Here is a 19,468-nt window from a genome sequence, read left to right as displayed (position 1 = left end):
GACGCCGCGCATGTCACTGCCACTTCAGGGGCTCTCCGCGATCGTCACCGGTGCCGGGCGCGGGCTCGGCCGGGCCGAGGCACTGGAACTCGCCCGGCTCGGCGCGGCCGTCGTCGTCAACGACTACGGACAGCCCGGGCGCGACGGCACCGGCGAGGCCTCCGCGGGCCCCGCCGAGGAGGTCGCCGCCGAGATCCGCGAGCGGGGCGGCCGGGCCGTCGCGCACACCGGGGACGTCGCCGACCTCCGGCAGGCCGGCGAACTGGTCGGGCTGGCGGTCGCCGAGTTCGGCGCCCTGGACGTGCTCGTCAACAACGCCGGCATCCTGCGCGACCGCATGGTCTTCTCCATGACCGAGGACGAGTGGGACTCGGTGATCCGCGTCCACCTCAAAGGACACTTCAACACCACCCGGTTCGCCGCCGCGCACTGGCGGGAGCGGTCTAAGGCGGCCGGCGGGCCGGTGTACGGGCGGATCGTGAACACCTCCTCGGAGGCGTTCCTCGCCGGATCCGCCGGACAGCCCAACTACGCGGCGGCCAAGGGCGGGATCGTCGGCCTGACCACCTCCACCGCCCTCGCCCTCGCCAGGTACGGCGTCACGGCCAACGCGATCTGCCCGCGCGCCCGGACCCGGATGACCGAGGACGTCTTCGCCGGGTTCGGGCGGCCGGACGAGGGCCTGGACCCGCTGGCCCCCGAGCACGTGGCCCCGCTCGTCGGCTACCTGGCCTCACCGGCCGCCGCGCGGATCAACGGCCAGCTGCTCGTCGTGCACGGCGGAATGATCGCCGCCATGGAACGGCCGCGGGTGCAGGCCAAGTTCGACAGCAAGCAGGAGACGTTCACGTACGACGAACTCGACGCGCTGCTCACCCCGCACTACGCGGGGCGGCCGCCGGGCGAGACCTTCGCGGCGGCCGAGGTGCTGGGTCTCAAGCGGACCTGACGGCGCGGAGGGAAAAAGACGAGGGGGGCGCCCGGCGGGCACCCCCCTCCTCACTGGTACGACCGTCAGGCAGCCGCCTCGGCCTTCTCCTGGACCGGCTTGCGGTGCCGGCCGTGCGGAGCCGTCTCGTTCTCCTGGGCCGCGACCGGGCCGCGGTGCCGGCCGTGGCCGGTCCCCTGAGAATCGGCGGACAGCTGCTCCGTCGTGCTGGTGTCGCTCATCGGACGTATTCACCCCGTCAACATGATCTTTCGTACAGCCGGGCGAGTGTAACCGGCACACCACGGGCCGAATCCAGGCGCACACGCCGACCGGCACTACTTCGTTACAAGACGCCCCAGGGGTGCCTGCTGCAACGGAACCGGACGGGCCGTCACCGGATCCGGAGGGCCCGGTTCCGGCGCCTGGCGGGACGCCTCGGGAGCCCCGCCGACCGTGCCGTCCCGGTCCGGACCCGCCGGACCCGTGTCCCCCGGTCCCTCCGCTTCCCCCCTGGGCACCGTCAACTCCGCGACACCGCACGGAGTCTCCGCCGTGACGTACGGCAGCCGCAGCACCCCGTCCCGCGTCCACACCCCGGCGCCGGCCAGCCACCCCTCGGGGGCCGGGAGGTGACACATCCGCCGCTCGGCCGGCCGCCAGACGCACACCCAGCCGCCGAACTCCCCGTCGATGCGCAGCGCCACCGCGCAGTTCTCCGGCATCAGCACCTGCCCCGGCTGGATCGCGAACGGCGTCACCGTGCAGTCCGGCACCCGCAGGCACTCCGGGAAGCGCACCGGCAGCGTGCTGCCGAGCACCCCCCAGCCCAACCGGGGCCGCCCCGGCGAGGGCGCGTCGGAGGAGATCAGCAACAGCCCGCTGTCGAGGTCGGCGAGCAGCAGCCGGTCGTCGCTGTCCTCCGCGATCTGCAGCAGGGGGGAGACCTCCGCGCGCTCCAGGTCGACCACGACCGTCTTGGTGCGCCCGCCCAGCTCCCGGTCCAGCGCCAGCATCCGCCCGGCGCCGTCCAGCCACACCCCGCCCGAGCAGCGACCCGGCACCTCGGCGAGCCGCTCGGGACCGAACGCCCCGCCCGCCACCAGCCACACCACGCTGGAACGCGCGCCGACGGCCAAGGCGTACGCCCGCGCGCCCCCCGGCGCCGGCGGCAGCAGCGTGAACCGGGTGCCGGGCTCGGGGCACTCCACCGCGCCCAGCGGCAGCTCGCCCGTGCCGGGCCCGGTCGGGTACAGCAGCGCGAAGTCGTGCCGCCGCTCCACCAGCCGGTGGATCAGCACCCGGCCGTCGCCCATGGGCTGCACCCGGGTGCCGGGCTCCTCCGGCTGGTTGCCGGGCAGCGGGACGGCGTACGGCTCCGGGCCGTCCAGCGTCCAGCGCTCGGGGAACCAGGAGTCACCGTCCAGCGCGAGACGGGCGGCGTACGCGCCGTCCGCCGTGAGAGCGCATCCCGTCCCACCGTCTTCCGCGCCGGTCGACGGGGTTTCGATCGCACAGGCCGTCATGGTTCGGTCACCTCCGGCGACGAAGCTAGTTTTCGCACGCACAGACGTGGGACGGGCCGTCCCCCCTTCACACATACGGGTGGTGCAGAAGCGATTCGCCTGAGGGAACCGGGGACGCTGTGCTGAGAGGGGCCGGACCCGGCGCATGCGGTACGGCCGCGCCGAACAGCCAGGTAGCCTTTTCCCGTGCCCCGTCTGTCTGAAGTCATCGCCGCGCTGGAGAACCTGTGGCCCGCCGAGCGGGCCGAGTCCTGGGACGCGGTCGGCACGGTCGTGGGCGACCCCGACCAGGAGGTCACCCGGGTCCTGTTCGCCGTCGACCCCGTCCGGGAGATCGTCGACGAGGCGGTGAAGCTCGGCGCCGACCTGCTGGTCACCCACCACCCGCTCTATCTGCGCGGGACGACCACGGTCGCGGCCACGCACTTCAAGGGCCGGGTCGTGCACACGCTGATCAAGAACGACATCGCGCTGCACGTGGCCCACACCAACGCCGACACCGCCGACCCGGGCGTCTCCGACGCCCTCGCCGGCGCCCTCGACCTCCGCGTCGTACGGCCCCTCGTGCCGGACCCGACGGACCCGGAGGGCCGCCGGGGCCTCGGCCGCGTCTGCGAACTCGACCACCCGCTCACCCTCCGCGAACTGGCCGCCCGCGCCGCCGAGCGGTTGCCCGCCACCGCGCAGGGCATCCGGGTGGCCGGTGACCCCGAGGCCGTCGTCCGCGCGATCGCCGTCAGCGGCGGTTCCGGCGACAGCCTCTTCGACCAGGTCCGCGCGGCCGGTGTGGACGCCTTCCTCACCGCCGACCTGCGCCACCACCCGGTGAGCGAGGCCGTCGCCCACAGTCCTCTCGCGCTGCTCGACGCGGCGCACTGGGCCACCGAGTGGCCCTGGTGCGAGCTGGCCGCGAGCCAGCTCGACGAGATCTCCGACCGTCACGGCTGGGACCTCAGGGTCCACGTCTCCAAGACGGTCACCGACCCCTGGACCGCCCACGCGGCGTCCTCCGTCTCCAACCAGTAACCGGGAGCCCCCAACTGAACGCCGCGCCCGCCGACCAGATCCGACTCCTCGACGTCCAGGCCCTCGACGTCCGCCTGCAGCAGCTGGCGCACAAGCGGAAGTCCCTGCCCGAGCACACCGAGATCACGTCGCTGAACAAGGACCTCACGCAGTTGCGCGACCTGCTGGTCGCCGCGCAGACCGAGGAGAGCGACACCGCCCGCGAGCAGACCAAGGCCGAGCAGGACGTGGACCAGGTGCGCCGGCGCGCCGCCCGCGACCAGCAGCGGCTGGACTCCGGCGCGGTCACCTCGCCGAAGGACCTGTCCAACCTCCAGCACGAGATCGCCTCCCTCGCCAAGCGGCAGGGTGACCTGGAGGACGTGGTCCTGGAGGTCATGGAGCGCCGCGAGAGCGCGCAGGAGCGGGTGACCGAGCTGACCGGGCGGGTCGCCTCCGTGCAGGCGAAGATCGACGACGCGACCGGCCGCCGGGACGCCGCGTTCGAGGAGATCGACGGCGAGGCGGCGTCCGTGACCAAGGAGCGCGAGGTCGTCGCGGCCTCCGTCCCGGCGGACCTGCTCAAGCTGTACGACAAGCTGCGCGAGCAGCAGGGCGGCATCGGCGCGGCGAAGCTGTACGCCCGCACCTGCCAGGGCTGCCGCCAGGAGCTGGCCATCACCGAGCTGAACGAGGTCCGCTCGGCGGCGCCGGACACGGTGGTCCGCTGCGAGAACTGCCGCCGCATCCTGGTGCGCACGGCCGAGTCGGGTCTGTAGGGGCGTTGGGGGCGTTGGGCGTGCGGGAGTTCATCGTCGAGGCCGACGGCGGTTCGCGGGGCAACCCGGGGCCGGCCGGTTACGGCGCCGTGGTGAGCGACGCGGCGACGGGGGAGACCCTGACGGAGACGGCCGAGTACATCGGCGTCGCCACCAACAACGTCGCCGAGTACCGCGGTCTCCTCGCGGGACTGCGCGCCGCCCACGCCCTCGACCCCACCGCGACGGTGCACGTCCGGATGGACTCCAAGCTCGTCATCGAGCAGATGTCGGGCCGCTGGAAGATCAAGCACCCCGCCATGAAGCCGCTGGCGACCGAGGCGAGATCCGTCTTCCCGCCGGACCAGGTCGCCTACGAGTGGATCCCGCGGGAGCGCAACAAGCACGCCGACCGGCTGGCCAACGAGGCGATGGACGCGGGCGCCAGGGGCGGACAGTGGTCCCCGTCCTCGTCCCGGGCCGCCCTGGACACCCCACCGGCGGCCCCGGAGCCGGCGGGCCCGCCCGGAGACGCGACCGCGGGCGCGGCGAGGGCCCGGGCGGCCCTGGCGGAGGGCCGGACCACCGGCCCCGCGACTCCGGCACAGCCGGCGCCCGCCGAGACAGCCGGCAGCGGCCCGGCGTCGTCCGCCGGACGACCGTCGTCCACCGCGACAGCGGGCAGCGGCGCCTCCCAGCCGGCGTCCGCCGCGGCCGCGAGCGGGGGCCCTGCCGAGTCCGCCGCGACGGCGGGCAGCGGTCCGTCCCAACCGGCGCCGACCGCCACCCGGCAGCCGGCTTCCGCCGCCTCCACGGGCAGCGGTTCCTCCGATACGGCGACGACCGCCCGGCAGCCGGCGTCCGCCGCGGCCGCGAGCGGGGGAGCCGCCGAGGCGCTCGCCGACAGTGGGCGGCGGCCGTCCGCGCCGGGGTGGAGCAGTGCTCCCGATCTCGGCGCCCCCGCCACCTTCGTGCTGCTCCGGCACGGCGAGACCCCGCTCACCCCCCAGAAGCGCTTCTCCGGCAGCGGCGGCACCGACCCCTCCCTCTCCGACGCGGGCCGCGAGCAGGCACGGCGCGTCGCCGAGGCCCTCGCGCGGCGCGGCACCGTCCAGGCCGTCGTGGCGTCCCCGCTCGCCCGCACCCGGGAGACCGCCGGTATCGTCGCGGCCCGCCTGGGCCTGGACGTCACGGTCGACGACGGCCTGCGCGAGACCGACTTCGGCGCCTGGGAGGGCCTGACCTTCGGCGAGGTCCGCGAGCGCCACCCGGAGGACCTGAACGCCTGGCTCGCCGACCCGGAAGCGCACCCCACCGGCGGCGGCGAGAGCTTCGCCGAGACGGCCGGCCGGATCGCCGCCACCCGGGACAAGCTGGTCGCGGCCCACGCCGGCCGCACGGTCCTGCTGGTCACCCACGTCACGCCGATCAAGACGTTCGTCCGCCTCGCCCTGGGCGCACCGCCCGAGTCACTCTTCCGGATGGAGCTCTCGGCGGCGTCCCTGTCGGCGGTGGCGTACTACGCGGACGGCAACGCGAGCGTACGGCTGTTCAACGAGACGTCCCACCTGCGCCCCTGAGCCCGGCCGCGGCCCGCGCCAGCTCCTCGATCCGAGCCCAGTCCCGGGCGGCCACCGCGTCCGCCGGTACCATCCAGCTGCCGCCCACGCAGCCGACGTTGGGCAGGGCCAGGTACTCCGGCGCGGTCGCCGCACCGATCCCGCCGGTCGGGCAGAAGCGGGCCTGCGGCAGGGGTCCCGCCAGCGACTTCAGGTAGGCCGTGCCGCCCGCCGCCTGCGCGGGGAAGAACTTCATCTCCCGCACCCCGCGCTCCAGCAGTGCCACCACCTCCGAGGTGGTCGACACCCCCGGCAGGAACGGCACCCCGGACCCGCGCATCGCCGTCAGCAGCGCCTCGGTCCACCCCGGGCTCACCAGGAACCGCGCCCCGGCGGCCACGCACGCGTCCACCTGTTCCGGCGTGATCACCGTGCCCGCCCCGACCACCGCGTCCGGCACCTCGGCGGCGACGGCCCGGATGGCCTCGGGCGCCGCCGGGGTCCGCAGCGTCACCTCGATCGCGGGCAGCCCGCCCGCCACCAGGGCCCGCGCGAGCGGTACTGCGTCGGTGGGGTCGGAGAGCACCACGACGGGCACGACGGGCGCGAGATCGAGCACGGAGGCAGGGGAGGGGGAGGGCAACGGCGAGGTCATGCCCTCATCGTGCCCACCGGCTGCACTACTCGCAACGAGCGTTGCGCATGTTGCAACGCCTCTGCGGTCGGCTCAGTGGATCTCCTCCACCAGCACGTCCAGGGCCCACGCCTTGCCCGCCTTCCCGGGCGCTTCCGCCTCCACGACGTATCCGAGCCCCCGCAGCGTCTCCACCAGCTCGGCGGGGTCCCGGGGCGCGGCCCCGGCCGTCAGCAGGCTCCGTACCATCCGCCCCTTGGTCGCCTTGTTGAAGTGGCTGACCACCTTCCGGGTCGGCGCGTGCAGCACCCGTACGGTCGCCGTCCGCCCCGCCACCTCGCCCTTGGGCCGCCAGGCCGCCGCGTACGCCGAGGACCGCAGGTCCAGCACCAGGCCGTCGCCCGCCGCCTCGGGCAGCACCTCGGCCATCGGCGCCCGCCAGTGCCCGGCCAGCGCGCCGAGCCCGGGCAGCTTCACCCCCATCGAGCAGCGGTAGGAGGGGATCCGGTCCGTCACCCGCACCGCGCCCCACAGACCCGAGAAGACCAGCAGCGAGGCCGCCGCGCGCCGCCGCGCCTTCGCGTCCAGCGTGGCGAGGCCCAGGGCGTCGTAGAGGACCCCGGTGTAGACCTCCCCGGCGGGGCGGGCGCCGGCCGCCGGAAGCCCGGCGTTCTTCGCGACCTCGCCGCGCAGGCCCTCGCTCAGCCCGAGCACCTCGCGCGCCTTCTCCTCGTCGCCGGAGCAGAGTTCGACCAGTTCCGTGAACACGGCCTCCCGCGCGGCGGAGAGCCCCGGCAGGGACAGCGACCCGATCTTCAGCGGGGCGCCCCCGCCCGCACTCGCCTTGCCTTCCGAGGGCGGCAGCAGGACCAGCAACACGTACTCCTCACGTAGACCTCCGCGCCAGCGTACGGCGTGCCGGGGGTCCCACCCCGACCTACGCTCGCTGTATGCCCTGCCGCAGGATCCGCGTGACCGGCGCCCCCGAGGCACCCCTCCGGGCGGCTCTCGCCGCGCTGCGCGCCGGGCTCGGCGTTCCCGAGGACTTCCCGCCGGAGGTCCTGGCGGAGGCCGAACGCGCGGCGAAGGCGCCCGCGCCGCCGCCGTGCGACGCCACGGACATCCCCTTCTTCACCCTCGACCCGCCGACCTCCACCGACCTCGACCAGGCCACCCACCTCTCCCGGCGGGGCACCGGCCACCGGGTGCGCTACGCCATCGCCGACGTCGCCGCCTTCGTCGCGCCCGGCGGTGCCCTGGACGCGGAGGCGCACCGGCGGGTGAACACCCTCTACTTCCCGGACGAGAAGGTCCCCCTGCACCCCGTCGTACTCAGCGAGGGCGCCGCCAGCCTGCTGCCGGACCGGACCCGCCCCGCCGTGCTGTGGACGATCGACCTCGACGGCGAGGGCCGCACCCTCGCCGTCGACGTACGCCGGGCCCTCGTGCGCAGCCGCGCCAAGCTCGACTACGCGGGCGTGCAGCGGGCGATCGACGCCGGGACGGCCGAGGAGCCCGTCGCGCTGCTCCGGGAGGTCGGCACGGCGCGGGAGCGGCTGGAGGTCGAACGCGGAGGGATCTCCCTCAACGTGCCCGAGCAGGAGATCACCGAGCACGACCACACCTACGAACTCGGCTACCGCGCCCCGCTGCCCGCCGACGGCTGGAACGCCCAGCTCTCCCTGCTCACCGGCATGGCGGCCGCCGAGCTGATGCTCGCCCACGGCACCGGCATCCTGCGCACCCTGCCCGCCGCCCCCGACGGCGCCGTGGCCCGCCTGCGCCGCACCGCGACCGCCCTGCACATCGACTGGCCGCACCACGTCTCGTACGCGGCCCTGATCCGCACCCTCGACCCGCGCGAACCGCGCCACGCGGCCTTCCTCCAGGAATGCACGACGCTCCTGCGCGGCGCCCGCTACACCCCCTTCCGCGACGGCGTACTGCCCCCGATCACCACGCACTCCGCCGTCGCCGCTCCCTATGCCCACTGCACCGCCCCGCTGCGCCGCCTCGCCGACCGCCACGCCGCCGAGATCTGCCTGGCCGCGGCGGCCGGCCAGGACCCGCCGGACTGGGTGCTGGCCGCGCTCGACGCCCTGCCCCGCCGGATGGCCGAGGGCGCGCAGCTCGCCGGCACGGTCGAGCGGGAGTGCGTCGACATCGTCGAGGCGGCCCTGCTGAAGGACCGGGTCGGGGACGTCTTCGACGGCTGTGTGGTGGACGTCGAGGAGCACCGGCCGACCGTGGGGACCGTCCAGCTGGAGTCCCCGGCGGTCGTCGGCCGTATCGAGGGCGAGCGCCTCCCCCTCGGCGAACGCCTGCGCGTTCGCCTCACCCAGGCCGACCCCCGCACGTCGAAGATCCTCTTCGCCCCGGCCTGAGCGCCCCGCCGCCCGTGCCTCGCCCGGCCCTTGACGGCTAACGCTGTTAGCCGTACCGTCGTGGCTAACGGCGTTAGCCAGTCGGGTGGACGCCGTACGACCTGGGAGGCAGCCATGACGGCAGCGGTCACCACCACCGCACCCCGTTCCACCCGCACCGTCCTGCGCCGCGCCGCGTGGCTGTCCGGCGCGCTGTTCTGGTCGGCCTTCGCCGTGCTGGAGGGCGTGAACCACGGCTGGCTCGCCGGCGGACTCGCCCTGCTCTTCCTCGTGGCGCCGGACCTGACGTTCCTGGTCGGCCTGGGCGACGCCCCCCGCATGGCCAAGGGCCAGCTGCCGCCGCGCGCGGTGCCGTACTACAACGCGATGCACCGCGCCCTGGTCCCGTTCGCGCTGATGGTCGCCTACACGGTCCTGCCGATCGACTGGCCGCCCGCCTTCGCGGCCCTGGGCGGCTGGATCGCCCACATCTCGTACGATCGCGCCTTCGGCTACGGACTGCGCACCGAGGCGGGCTTCCAGCGTGGCTGAGCGAGGACCGGGGAGGGCTTCCGCAGTGGTCGACCCGGAACCCGGGCGAGAGACGAGGAGGGCTTCCAAGGTGGCCGAGCGAGAATCCGGGCGGGAGCCGAGGAGGGCTTCCGGCGTGACCGAGCGGGCGACGGCCGACGGGGCGACGGTCCCGCGGCTCACCCCGAGGGCGCGGGAGATCGCGGCGGCCGCCCGCGAACTCCTGGAGGAGTCCGGGCCCGACCGGCTCACCATGCGCACCCTCGCCGACCGCCTCGGCATCAAGGCGCCGTCCCTCTACAAGCACTTCCCCGACAAGCACGCCGTCGAGGTGGAGCTCACCGCGCAACTGCTCACCGAGACCGCCGAGGCGCTGGAGGCCGTCGAGGCCCGCACCCCCGGCTCCCTCGACGCACTCGCCGACGCCTACCGCGACCACGCCCTCGCCCACCCCCACCTGTACCGCCTCGCCACCGAACGCCCGCTGCCCCGCGCCGCACTCCCCGCGGGCCTGGAGGACCGGGCCGCGCTGCCCCTGCTCCGCGCCTGCGGCGGCGACATCGACCTGGCCCGGGCCACCTGGGCGTTCGCCCACGGGATGGTGATCCTGGAGATCCACGGCCGGTTTCCCGACGACGCCGACCTGGGCGCGGCATGGAAACGGGGCCTGAAGGCGTTGCACCCCTAGGGCCGCACGAGGCGAGGGGGAGTCCGATGGCGGAACAGGCGCGGTGGACGAGAGCGCGGCTGGGCCGCTGCGGCCCCCCGCTCGACCTCCTGACCGCGAGTTTCCGGCAGCACGTCTACGCCCCGCACGCCCACGAGGAGTACACCGTCGGCGTCTGCGTCGGCGGCTCCGAGGTGATCGACTACCGGGGCGGCCACATCCGCACCGGCCCCGGCACCGTCGTCGTGCTCGACCCCGGCGAGATGCACACCGGCGGCCCCGGAAACAGCACCGACGGCTACGCCTACCGCGCGCTCTACGCCGAGCCGTCGCTGCTGGCCGACGGCACCCTGTGCGGCCTGCCGTACTTCCGTGAACCGCTCCTGAACGACCCCGAACTCGCCGCCGCGCTGCGCCTGGCCCACACCGAGCTCAGTGCCTGCCCCGACCCGCTGGAGGCCGAGTCCCGCCTGCCCTGGCTGCTGACCGCGCTGGCCCGCCGGCACTCCACGGCACGGCCCGTCTCCGACCTGATCCCCGGCGCGAGCACGATCGCCCTCACCGTCCGCGACCGCCTGGCCGACGAACTCACCGCGCCGCCCACGCTGGCCTCCCTCGCCACCGACCTGGGCCTGTCCCGCTACCAGCTGCTGCGGGCCTTCCGCACGACGATGGGGATACCGCCGTACGCCTGGCTCGCGCAGCACCGGGTGACCCGGGCCCGCGCGCTGCTCGCCGCCGGGCTGCGCCCCGCCGACGTGGCGCCGCTCGTGGGCTTCGCCGACCAGGCCCATCTGACCCGCTGGTTCCGCCGCGTGCTCGGGGTGACCCCCGCGGCCTACCGCAACAGCGTTCAAGACACCCGCTGAGGCGGCGGCCGAAACTCGGCGCATGACTGCACGCGGCTGGTTCCTCTTCTCCCTGATGGGAGTGGTGTGGGGCATCCCCTATCTGATGATCAAGGTGGCGGTGGGTGAGGTCTCCCCGCCGGTGGTGGTGTTCACGCGCTGCGCGCTGGGCGCGGCGCTCCTGCTCCCGTTCGCCCTGCGCCAGGGCGGTCTGCGGGAGTCCGTACGCGCCCACTGGCGTCCCCTGCTCGCCTTCGCGGGTCTGGAGATCGTCGTGCCCTGGTTCACCCTCACCGACGCCGCACGGCATCTGTCCAGCTCGACGGCCGGCCTGCTGATCGCGGGGGTGCCGATCGTGGGGGTGATCGCGGCCCGCCTGCTGGGCGACACGGAGCACCTGGGGGCGCGCCGCGTCACCGGACTCGCCCTCGGCCTCGCCGGTGTGACGGTCCTGACCCTGCCGCATCTGACCGGCGGCGACGCCCGCTCCCTCGCCGAGGTCCTGCTGACGGTCGTCGGCTACGCGACGGCGCCGCTGATCGCCGCCCGCCGGCTCAGGGACGTCCCCTCGCTGCACCTGACCGCGGCCTGCCTGACCCTGGCGGCCCTGGTCTACGCCCCCGTGGCCGCGGTCACCCGCCCCGCCTCCGTCCCGTCCGCGCAGGCGCTGGCCGCGCTGGCCGGGCTGGGCGTGGTCTGCACGGCGGTGGCCTTCGTGGCCTTCCTGGAGCTGATCAGGGAGGTCGGCCCGACGCGGTCGACGGTCATCACGTACGTCAACCCGGCGGTGGCGGTGGCGGCCGGTGCGCTGTTCCTGAGCGAGTCGCTGACGCCGACGGTCCTCGCGGCCTTCGCCCTGATCCTGACGGGCTCGGTCCTGGCGACGGCCGCCGCCGGTCCGCGGCGCGCCGGGCGCCCGGTACCATGGTCGACACGGCAGACGAGCCGGGCGGGCGGCCGCGTGGAGTCCCCCTAGGGGGCTTCCCGAGGAACGTCCGGGCTCCACAGGGCAGGGTGGTGGCCAACGGCCACCCGGGGTGACCCGCGGGACAGTGCCACAGAAAGCAGACCGCCGGGGACCTCGGTCCTCGGTAAGGGTGAAACGGTGGTGTAAGAGACCACCAGTGCCCAGGGTGACCTGGGCAGCTAGGTAAACCCCACCCGGAGCAAGGTCAAGAGGAGACACCTCGGTGTCTCTGCGCGGACGTTCGAGGGCTGCCCGCCCGAGTCCGCGGGTAGACCGCACGAGGCCGACGGCAACGTCGGTCCTAGATGGATGGCCGTCGCCCCGGGCCCCGCGAGGGACCCGAGGAACAGAACCCGGCGTACAGCCCGACTCGTCTGCCGCCTACGGCTTCCGCCGCGCCAGCCGGCCCACCCAGCCCTGAGCGGCCCACCGGGCGACCGCGCCGACGAGGACGGCGACGAGCACGGCCCCCCAGTCGACGACGTGCGGAAGCCCGGGCCAGAAGGCGAAGAATCCGAGCACGACCCCGGCCCCGAGCAGAAACGCGGCGACCCCGGCCCGCCGCCGCCGCGCCTCCCACACCTGGTCCAGAACCTCGGTCTGCTGCTGGTCGGTCATGACGGACTCACTTCGTGATGTGGTGGCACTGACTCACGCGGCGCACCCCGTTGACGAAGAGATGAGCGCACGCCTTGCCATAACGACGCAGCTTCTGCGGAGCGTTGCTCCGCATCGGGTCGATCTTGCACTCGCTGTGCGTCTTTCCGCGTGAGGTGCGGTACGTACGGTTGTCGGTGTCGGCGTAGGTGAAGTCGATGCGCCAATTGCAGAAGCCGCTGCTGAGGGCCGCGACGAAGGCACAGTCCACGCCGGCGTTCTGGTAGGTGATGTTCCTGCCGCTGCCGCGGACGATGTGCGTGAACATGCAGCCCGTCGGGATCTTCATCGTCATTCCGCCCACGCTGTACTCGAAGGTACGCACGGGCGCCGACCCGACCGCAGTGGCGTGGGCGCCCGTGGACGCCGTGAAGACGAGGGCTCCCGCTGCCGCCAGAGTCGTGGTGAGGCGCGTGAGGTAGTGCATGGCCAAGGTGGTCCCTCCCGGTTGTCTCCTGTCGAGCACCTGGGACAACCCGGGGCGGGGGCCGGCGGTTGCAGGTCCGGGCTTGATCGGCCCCTATTGAGTGATCAAGAAACGGTCCTCTGACCTGCAGAAACGATCACTTTGCGGAGCGAGAGCGTGTTCACTCCGCCGGGCGGAGCGGGCGGTCGTGGACCCCCTTCAGGTGGGTCTCGAAGACTTCTTCCGCGTCCGGGGTCAGGGTGCGCAGGGCCACCAGGGCGGTGATCGCCACGTCGCAGAGTTCGGACCGGACGTCGTCCCAGGTGTGAGTGGTCCCCTTGCGCGGGTTCTGGCCCGTCGCGCCGATCACCGCCTCCGCGACCTCGCCGACCTCCGCCGAGAGTTTGAGGATGCGCAGCAGGACGCCCTCCTGGCCGGCGTGCACGCGCGTCGCCTCCAGACGCGACCAGAGCGCGTCGATCGTCGGCCAGAGGGGAGTGGAGTCACGGTCGTCCGTCATGCCCGGCAGCCTGCCATGCCGACGGGCCCGCCCATGGTCCTTCGGGGCCGCTTCTCGGCGTCCGGCCGCGGGGTGTCGGTGCCCGCGGCCCGCCCGGCACGCCGGCCCGTCGTCCGCTCCCCGCCCCCCCAAGCCCGCCGTACCGGCGTGGTCGTACCGGTTACTCCTCGAACCCCTCGAACAGCGTTTCCTGTTCGCCCGTCTTCCGGGCGCGGAGGCGCCTGGTCCGGGCGCCCACCACCACCGCCGTCGCCGCGGCCGTGACGCCCAGGGCGGCCGGGACCATCCAGCCGCGGTCGACGACATGGCCGAGGGCGTGGTCCAGGGAGAGCCGGCCGGGACCCGTGATCGCCAGGCCCGCCGCCGCGAGGCCCAGGCTCGCCGCGTACTCGTAGCCGCCCTCCTGGGCGAAGAAGCCGTTGGGCATGTGGAGCGCCGCCGCCCCTGCCATCGCGCCGGCCGCCGCCGCGCCCGCCGCCGGTGTGGCCAGGCCCAGGGCCAGCAGCGTGCCGCCGCCGGTCTCGGCGAGGCCCGCCGCCGTGGCGCTCGCCCTGCCCGGCGCGTAGCCGACGGACTCCATGAACTGGCCCGTGCCCTCCAGCCCGTGTCCGCCGAACCAGCCGAACAGCTTCTGCGCGCCGTGCGCGGCCAGCACACCGCCGGTGCCGATCCGGAGGAGGAGCAGGCCGAGGTCACGCCGGTCGAAACAGCTCACGGTGACTCCCATGCGAAGACGTGCGGACGGAAACGGACGGGTGCCGCGTGTCCACCGTGGCAGGTCCGACCCCCGTCGGCCCGCCCTGGACGGCGTTCGGGTGGTGCTCGGGTGGCGGGGCCCGGGGACCGATGTGAGCCTGGCGCCATGACGATTCAGCCAGCCAAACTCCGCGACCCGGCCGTCCGGGCCTTCGTCAACGCCGTCAACGCCCAGGACCGCGACGGCTTCATGTCCCTCCTCGCCCCCGACGCGACCATGGCCGACGACGGCTCAGACCGTGACCTCGCCGACTGGATCGACCGGGAGATCTTCACGTCCCACGGGCACATGGAGGTCGACAACGAGTCCGGCGGCGGCCGCACCCTCGTCGCCCGCTACCGCAACGACACCTGGGGCGAGATGCGCACCAGGTGGACGTTCATCGTCGAGGACGACGGCCGGATCTCCCGCTTCGAGACCGGGCAGGCGTGACGCGACCGCGCCCCGCGCCCTGAACGACCGAGGAGAGCCGCGCGGGGGAGGGCTTGCCTTCGCGTGCGCTTCAACTCCTGGCGTCCCCGGGCATGACGAACCTGACGAAGAGGGCCCTGGGACACCCCGGCGCGGATGGCCGACATCGACCGGATCCCGGGGAGGTGAGCGTCCCGCCGGGGTCGATCAGCGGCCGCGACCGCCGTACGGCGCCTGCGCGTACCGCTCCGATGCGTACGGCTCCGATGCGTACGGCTCCCGTGCGGCGCCCCGGCCGCCCCGTTCGGTCAGGGTGATCCGCCCCGCCTCGATCGTGGCCAGGCGGGGGGCGCGGCGGGCGATGGCGGAGTCGTGGGTGACCATGACGAACGTCAGGCCGTGCTCCCGCCACAGCCCCTCCAACAGGGCCATGATGTCGTCCCGCGTGCCCTCGTCGAGGTTGCCGGTGGGCTCGTCGGCGAGCAGCACCCTGGGCTTCTTCACCAGCGCGCGGGCGATGGCCACCCGCTGCTGCTGGCCGCCGGACAGCTCCGAGGGGACGTGGCCGAGGCGTTCGCCGAGGCCGACCGAGCGCAGGGCCCCGGCCGCGCGCTCGCGGCGCTCGGCCGGCTTCACCCCGAGGGGGACCAGGGCCGTCTCGACGTTCTCCTGGGCGGTGAGCGTCGGGATGAGGTTGAACGCCTGGAAGATGATGCCGATCTTCTCGGCGCGCAGCCGGGTCAGCCGGGCCTCGCCGACGGCCGCCAGATCGACGCCGTCCAGCTCGACACCGCCCGAGGAGGGGCGGTCCAGTCCGCCGATCATCTGGAGCAGCGTGGACTTGCCGCCGCCCGTGGGGCCCTGGATGACGAGCTGGTCGCCGTCGGCGATGGTGAGGTCGACGGCGCGCAGCGCCTCCACCGTCTCCTTGCCGCGCGTGTAGCGCTTGGTGACGCCGGTGAGTTGGTACATGGGTTCTCCGTGAGCGAGGTCGTGAGGGAAGGACGCGGGGCGGGTGCTACGACACGCTGCGCAGGGCGTCCGCCGGACGCATCCGGGAGGCGCGCCAGCCGCCCGTCGCGCCCGCGACGAGGCCGCCGGCGACCGCGAGACCGACGGCGAGCGCGATGGTGGTGGCGGAGACCGGCGCGCTGAGCGCGATCTCGAGCGTGCTCGTGGTCTGCCGTCCGGGGCCGCCCCCGCCGGGCCCGGCCGCGCCCGGGCCGCCGCCCGTGCCGGCGAGCTGCGCGGTCAGTTTCGGGGCGGCCGCGGTGACCGCCCGGGCCGCCGCCAAACCCAGGACGATGCCGAGGCCGCCGCCGACGAGGCCGTTGACCATGGACTCGCCGACGACCTGGCGGGTCACCCGACCGCTCGGCCAGCCGAGCGCCTTCAGCGTGCCGAACTCCCGCACCCGCCGGGACACGGCCGCGGAGGTGAGCAGGGCGGCCACCAGGAAGGCGGCGGCGAGGACGGTGACGGACAGCCACGTGCCGACGCTCGTGGCGAGGTTCGACGCCGTGGACAGTGAACCGGAGACCGTGGAGGCCAGATCGGCGGAGGTGGTGACGGTCGTACCCGAGATGTTCGCCTGGATCCGCTTCTTGACCGCCGCGATCTCCCGGGAGCCGGTCGCCCTGACATAGATCGTGGTGACCTTGCTCCCGGTGTCGCCGAGCGACTGCGCCTGCTTCAGGGGCAGGTAGACGTCGGTGGTGGAATCGCCGCTGTCGGGGGTGGCGATGCCGATGACCGTGTACTTTCGGCCGGAGATCGTGAGGACCGATCCGACCTCGTACTTCTTCTCCTTGGCGTAGGAGCGGGCGACCACCGCGGCCCGGGCGTTCGTCTGCGCCGCGGTGAAGGTCCGGCCGGCGGTGATCTTCATGGCGGCCAGGGGTCCGAGGGCCTGGTCGGTGACGTCGACGCCGGCCACCGAGTAGCTGTTGACGTCGAAGTCGGCGCCGCCGCCCTGCACCTGGGGCTGTCCGCCGCCGCCTCCGGGGCCGCCCTGTCCGCCGGCGGTGCCGGACGACCGGGCCTTGCCCTGGGTGAAGGACCCGTCGACCTTGGTGACGTCGAGGGAGAGGGCGCCGACCGCCGCCGACACGCCCTTCTGCGCGCCGACCCGCTCGACGAGCGAGGACTTCAGGGCCTGACCGCCCTGGGTCGTCACCCGGTCCGAGCTCTGGCTGCTCGTTACGCTCGACCTGGCGTCGAACCGGAAGTTCGGGCCCTGCGAAGCGCCCGCCTTCGGGGCGGACCGCGCCTTGGTGACGGTCATGTCCGTGCCGAGGCCGTAGAGCGATTTCAGGACCTTGTCCTGTGCCTGCGTCATGCCGGCCGACACCGAGTTGACGGTGATGACCAGCGCGATTCCGAGCGCCAGACCCATCGCGACGACCAGCGCGGCCTTCTTGCGCCGGCTGAGCTCGCGCTTGAGATAGATGCCGAACATCCCCTTCCTCGAAGGTTCTTGGCGCCCGCTGTGGGCGCGGCCACAAACTAGGGAGGAACCTTTGAGGGGCCCTGGGTAAAAGATGTGTAAGGGCCGAGAAACCGGGGTAACTCATGGGATTTTCATAACGCGGCAAATTCCGAGCCGTACCGGCCCCGGGGCGCGAAGCCCCTGCTCGACGCGGTGTACGGTCCCGGGGTGCGTGAAAGTTCCCGGCTCAGTCGACGTGCCGTCCTCGGACTGACGGCCGCCGCCCTTCCTCTGTCCACGGCCACCGAGGCCGCCGCGGCGACGGTCGTCGGCGGCGACCGTCTGGCCCGCGCCGGTGTGCAGGTGCGCGGTGCCACCGGACTGCCCAAGAAGCTCACCGCCCGCTCCTGGATGATCGCCGACTGCGCGAGCGGGGAGATCCTCGCCTCGTTCAACGCGCACCGGCGCCTCGCACCCGCGTCCACGCTGAAGATGCTGTTCGCCGACACCGTGCTGAAGAAGTTCGACCGCAACGGGCGGTACAAGGTCACGGACGCCGATCTGGCCGACATCCCGGCCGGTTCCAGCCTCGTCGGCATCAAGCCCGGCATCACCTACAGCGTCGAGCAGTTGTGGCAGGGCGTGTTCCTGCGCTCCGGCAACGACGCCGTGCACGTGCTCTCCCACATGAACGGCGGCGTCGCCAAGACGGTCGCCGAGATGCAGGCCAGGGCCGAGGACCTGCAGGCCCTGGACACCCATGTGGTCAGCCCCGACGGCTTCGACCACAAGGGCCAGCTCTCCTCGGCCTACGACCTCACCCTGTTCGCCCGCCACGGCCTCAGGAACGACGACTTCCGCGCCTACTGCGGCACGCGGACGGCCGACTTCCCGGCGGGCGGCAAGAAGACCTTCCAGATCCAGAACACCGACCGCCTGCTGACGGGGGCGTGGGGCCTGAAGACGTACGACGGCCTCATCGGCGTCAAGAACGGCTACACCAGCCACGCCGGCAACACCTTCACCGGCGCGGCCACGCGCGGCGGGCGCACGCTGCTGGTCACGGTCATGCACCCGGACGCCGGCGGCAACGGCGTGTACGAGCAGACGGCCGCGCTGCTCGACTGGGGCTTCGGTCACGGGCGTTCGGCACGGGCCGTCGGCGCGCTGGTCGATCCGCTCAGCGAGGGCGGCGCGAGCGCGAGCCCGGCACCACGGCACAGGACGGTCCGGGCGGCGGCCGGAGCCCCCGGTTCGGCGTCCGGCAAGGACTCACCCCTGCATCTCGCCGAGGGCGCGGCGGGAACGTTCGCGCTGCTGGGGGCCGGCGTCTGGGCCCTGCGCCGACGCCGCAGAGCGGCCGGGGCGGTCGCGCCGGCTCCGGAGCCGGCGCCCGACGTCGAGGAGGGCGGGGGCAGGCACCGCCGGTGATTTTCGCGGCGGCCGTTCCACCGGCCGGTGTGTACCCCGCTGTCCCTTGCGAGGTCCACCCCCAACTCCGGCCCGGTGGAACGACCGCCGCCTTCCCCCCTCGGTGTGGCCACGGAATGCTCGTGCTCCAAGTGTGAAGCTCTTGTGGAGGAAAGTTGAGCATATGTGGTCGACCGGCCGCAATACCGCGGATGTTGAAACTCCGTTTGTGTAAGTGGGCTCAGCCCCGCCCGATGTAGGGCATCGCCGTCGCCAGAACCGTCGCGAACTGCACGTTCGCCTCCAGCGGCAGCTCCGCCATGTGCCGCACGGTGCGCGCCACGTCGGCCACGTCCATCACGGGTTCGGGTGCCGTCCGCCCGTTCGCCTGGAGCGCGCCGGTCTGCATCCGGGCCGTCATGTCGGTGGCGGCGTTGCCGATGTCGATCTGGCCGACCGCGATGCCGTACGGCCTCCCGTCCAGCGACAGCGACTTGGTCAGCCCGGTCAGCGCGTGCTTGGTCGCGGTGTAGGCGACCGAGTGGGGGCGCGGTGTGTGGGCGGAGACGGAACCGTTGTTGATGATCCGGCCGCCCCGCGGGTCCTGCTCCTTCATCCGCCGGTACGCCGCCTGCGCGCACAGGAACGCGCCGTTGAGGTTGGTGTCCACGACGTGTCGCCAGGCCTCGTAGGGGAGGTCCTCGACCGGGACCCCGCCCGGCCCGAAGGTCCCCGCGTTGTTGAACAGCAGATCCACCCGCCCGAACCGCTCCACGGTGGCCGTGAACAGCGCCTCCACGTCCTCGGGCCGGGACACGTCCGTGCGCACGGCGAGCGAGGCGCCCCCGGGTGCCGACGCGGCCGTCTCCGCCAGCGGCTCGGTGCGCCGGCCGGCCAGGGCCACCGACCAGCCGGCGCGCAGCAGTTCCACGGCGACGGCCCGCCCGATGCCCGAACCGGCGCCGGTCACCACCGCGATCTTCGATTGCCTGTCAGTCATGGCACCGCAGCGTAGGCGCCGAGTCCGCCATGCGGAATCAGGCGTCCGCCATACGGATGGACGGTGGGCGGCTCACCGACGGCGACGGTCGTC

General features: G+C 73.7%; 21 protein-coding genes, 1 other RNA gene and 1 pseudogene. 12 read left to right on the top strand and 11 right to left on the bottom strand.

Annotated elements, in window-relative coordinates; all coding sequences use genetic code 11:
• The first annotated feature begins 10 nt into the window (after positions 1–10).
• Positions 11–949, top strand: coding sequence for a 3-oxoacyl-ACP reductase (locus ACF08B_RS09010; protein WP_392316750.1), 939 nt, complete (start codon positions 11–13; stop codon positions 947–949).
• 65 nt (positions 950–1,014) lie between these two features.
• Here ACF08B_RS09010 and ACF08B_RS09005 read toward each other — a convergent pair whose 3' ends face one another.
• Both ACF08B_RS09005 and ACF08B_RS09000 read right to left on the bottom strand, forming a co-directional pair.
• Positions 1,015–1,170, bottom strand: coding sequence for a hypothetical protein (locus tag ACF08B_RS09005; protein ID WP_392316749.1), 156 nt, complete (start codon positions 1,168–1,170; stop codon positions 1,015–1,017).
• Positions 1,171–1,266: 96 nt separating this feature from the next.
• Positions 1,267–2,454, bottom strand: a complete 1,188-nt coding sequence (locus tag ACF08B_RS09000) for a hypothetical protein (protein WP_392316748.1) — start codon at positions 2,452–2,454, stop codon at positions 1,267–1,269.
• A gap of 186 nt (positions 2,455–2,640) precedes the next feature.
• Between ACF08B_RS09000 and ACF08B_RS08995 the strand changes: the two genes are divergently transcribed.
• From ACF08B_RS08995 to ACF08B_RS08985, 3 genes are read left to right on the top strand one after another with little or no spacing between them, the layout of a single operon-like run.
• Complete coding sequence (locus ACF08B_RS08995; RefSeq protein ID WP_392316747.1) at positions 2,641–3,480, top strand: Nif3-like dinuclear metal center hexameric protein; 840 nt, start codon at positions 2,641–2,643, stop codon at positions 3,478–3,480.
• A gap of 14 nt (positions 3,481–3,494) precedes the next feature.
• On the top strand, positions 3,495–4,238 hold the full coding sequence (locus tag ACF08B_RS08990) for a zinc ribbon domain-containing protein (RefSeq protein ID WP_392317274.1): 744 nt from the start codon (positions 3,495–3,497) through the stop codon (positions 4,236–4,238).
• Positions 4,239–4,258: 20 nt separating this feature from the next.
• The gene (locus tag ACF08B_RS08985) at positions 4,259–5,797 is read left to right on the top strand and encodes a bifunctional RNase H/acid phosphatase (protein ID WP_392316746.1); all 1,539 of its coding nucleotides are present in this window, start codon (positions 4,259–4,261) and stop codon (positions 5,795–5,797) included.
• Here the strand turns inward: ACF08B_RS08985 and eda are convergent.
• Positions 5,769–6,431, bottom strand: coding sequence for a bifunctional 4-hydroxy-2-oxoglutarate aldolase/2-dehydro-3-deoxy-phosphogluconate aldolase (eda, locus tag ACF08B_RS08980; protein WP_392316745.1), 663 nt, complete (start codon positions 6,429–6,431; stop codon positions 5,769–5,771). The genes ACF08B_RS08985 and eda overlap by 29 nt on opposite strands.
• 72 nt (positions 6,432–6,503) lie before the next feature.
• The gene (gene yaaA, locus ACF08B_RS08975) at positions 6,504–7,286 is read right to left on the bottom strand and encodes a peroxide stress protein YaaA (RefSeq protein ID WP_392317273.1); all 783 of its coding nucleotides are present in this window, start codon (positions 7,284–7,286) and stop codon (positions 6,504–6,506) included.
• Positions 7,287–7,360: 74 nt separating this feature from the next.
• Here yaaA and ACF08B_RS08970 point away from each other — a divergent pair, with 74 nt between their 5' ends.
• The 6 genes and pseudogenes from ACF08B_RS08970 to rnpB all read left to right on the top strand — a co-directional run bounded on the left by ACF08B_RS08970 (position 7,361) and on the right by rnpB (position 12,163).
• Positions 7,361–8,794 carry an RNB domain-containing ribonuclease gene (locus tag ACF08B_RS08970; protein ID WP_392316744.1) on the top strand — a complete coding sequence of 478 codons (1,434 nt, stop codon included), beginning with the start codon at positions 7,361–7,363 and terminating at the stop codon, positions 8,792–8,794.
• A gap of 114 nt (positions 8,795–8,908) precedes the next feature.
• Positions 8,909–9,325: a DUF4260 family protein gene (locus ACF08B_RS08965; RefSeq protein WP_392316743.1), complete on the top strand. Its 417-nt coding sequence runs from the start codon at positions 8,909–8,911 to the stop codon at positions 9,323–9,325.
• A 115-nt stretch (positions 9,326–9,440) separates the two neighbouring features.
• The gene (locus ACF08B_RS08960; protein WP_392316742.1) at positions 9,441–9,992 is read left to right on the top strand and encodes a TetR/AcrR family transcriptional regulator; all 552 of its coding nucleotides are present in this window, start codon (positions 9,441–9,443) and stop codon (positions 9,990–9,992) included.
• A 26-nt stretch (positions 9,993–10,018) separates the two neighbouring features.
• Complete coding sequence (locus ACF08B_RS08955; protein ID WP_392316741.1) at positions 10,019–10,840, top strand: AraC family transcriptional regulator; 822 nt, start codon at positions 10,019–10,021, stop codon at positions 10,838–10,840.
• Between the two features lie 22 nt (positions 10,841–10,862).
• Positions 10,863–11,642 (top strand): annotated as a pseudogene (locus ACF08B_RS08950) (DMT family transporter); the annotation flags it as partial.
• A gap of 118 nt (positions 11,643–11,760) precedes the next feature.
• Positions 11,761–12,163: RNase P RNA component class A (rnpB, locus tag ACF08B_RS08945), an RNA gene on the top strand.
• Between the two features lie 4 nt (positions 12,164–12,167).
• On the opposite strand, the gene ACF08B_RS08940 is transcribed toward rnpB, so the two are convergent.
• The 4 genes from ACF08B_RS08940 to ACF08B_RS08925 all read right to left on the bottom strand — a co-directional run bounded on the left by ACF08B_RS08940 (position 12,168) and on the right by ACF08B_RS08925 (position 14,084).
• Complete coding sequence (locus ACF08B_RS08940) at positions 12,168–12,404, bottom strand: hypothetical protein (protein ID WP_392316740.1); 237 nt, start codon at positions 12,402–12,404, stop codon at positions 12,168–12,170.
• A 7-nt stretch (positions 12,405–12,411) separates the two neighbouring features.
• Complete coding sequence (locus ACF08B_RS08935) at positions 12,412–12,870, bottom strand: hypothetical protein (RefSeq protein WP_392316739.1); 459 nt, start codon at positions 12,868–12,870, stop codon at positions 12,412–12,414.
• A gap of 160 nt (positions 12,871–13,030) precedes the next feature.
• Positions 13,031–13,369: a MazG-like family protein gene (locus ACF08B_RS08930; protein WP_392316738.1), complete on the bottom strand. Its 339-nt coding sequence runs from the start codon at positions 13,367–13,369 to the stop codon at positions 13,031–13,033.
• A 160-nt stretch (positions 13,370–13,529) separates the two neighbouring features.
• Complete coding sequence (locus ACF08B_RS08925) at positions 13,530–14,084, bottom strand: DoxX family membrane protein (RefSeq protein WP_392316737.1); 555 nt, start codon at positions 14,082–14,084, stop codon at positions 13,530–13,532.
• Between the two features lie 147 nt (positions 14,085–14,231).
• On the opposite strand from ACF08B_RS08925, the gene ACF08B_RS08920 reads away from it, so the two are divergent.
• A complete protein-coding gene (locus ACF08B_RS08920) occupies positions 14,232–14,558 on the top strand; it encodes a nuclear transport factor 2 family protein (RefSeq protein WP_093478086.1) in 327 nt (108 codons plus the stop codon).
• A 186-nt stretch (positions 14,559–14,744) separates the two neighbouring features.
• On the opposite strand, the gene ACF08B_RS08915 is transcribed toward ACF08B_RS08920, so the two are convergent.
• On the bottom strand, positions 14,745–15,509 hold the full coding sequence (locus ACF08B_RS08915) for an ABC transporter ATP-binding protein (RefSeq protein WP_392316736.1): 765 nt from the start codon (positions 15,507–15,509) through the stop codon (positions 14,745–14,747).
• A gap of 46 nt (positions 15,510–15,555) precedes the next feature.
• Entirely contained in the window at positions 15,556–16,995 is a 1,440-nt protein-coding gene (locus ACF08B_RS08910) for an ABC transporter permease (RefSeq protein WP_392316735.1), read from the bottom strand.
• A gap of 198 nt (positions 16,996–17,193) precedes the next feature.
• Between ACF08B_RS08910 and ACF08B_RS08905 the strand changes: the two genes are divergently transcribed.
• Entirely contained in the window at positions 17,194–18,396 is a 1,203-nt protein-coding gene (locus ACF08B_RS08905) for a D-alanyl-D-alanine carboxypeptidase family protein (protein ID WP_392316734.1), read from the top strand.
• Positions 18,397–18,616: 220 nt separating this feature from the next.
• Here ACF08B_RS08905 and ACF08B_RS08900 read toward each other — a convergent pair whose 3' ends face one another.
• Complete coding sequence (locus ACF08B_RS08900; protein WP_392316733.1) at positions 18,617–19,375, bottom strand: SDR family oxidoreductase; 759 nt, start codon at positions 19,373–19,375, stop codon at positions 18,617–18,619.
• Positions 19,376–19,468: the final 93 nt, after the last annotated feature.

The organism is Streptomyces sp. NPDC015139 (assembly GCF_043079785.1).
Taxonomy (GTDB): Bacteria; Actinomycetota; Actinomycetes; order Streptomycetales; family Streptomycetaceae; genus Streptomyces; species Streptomyces albidocamelliae.
This window is presented reverse-complemented; position numbering and strand designations above follow the sequence as displayed.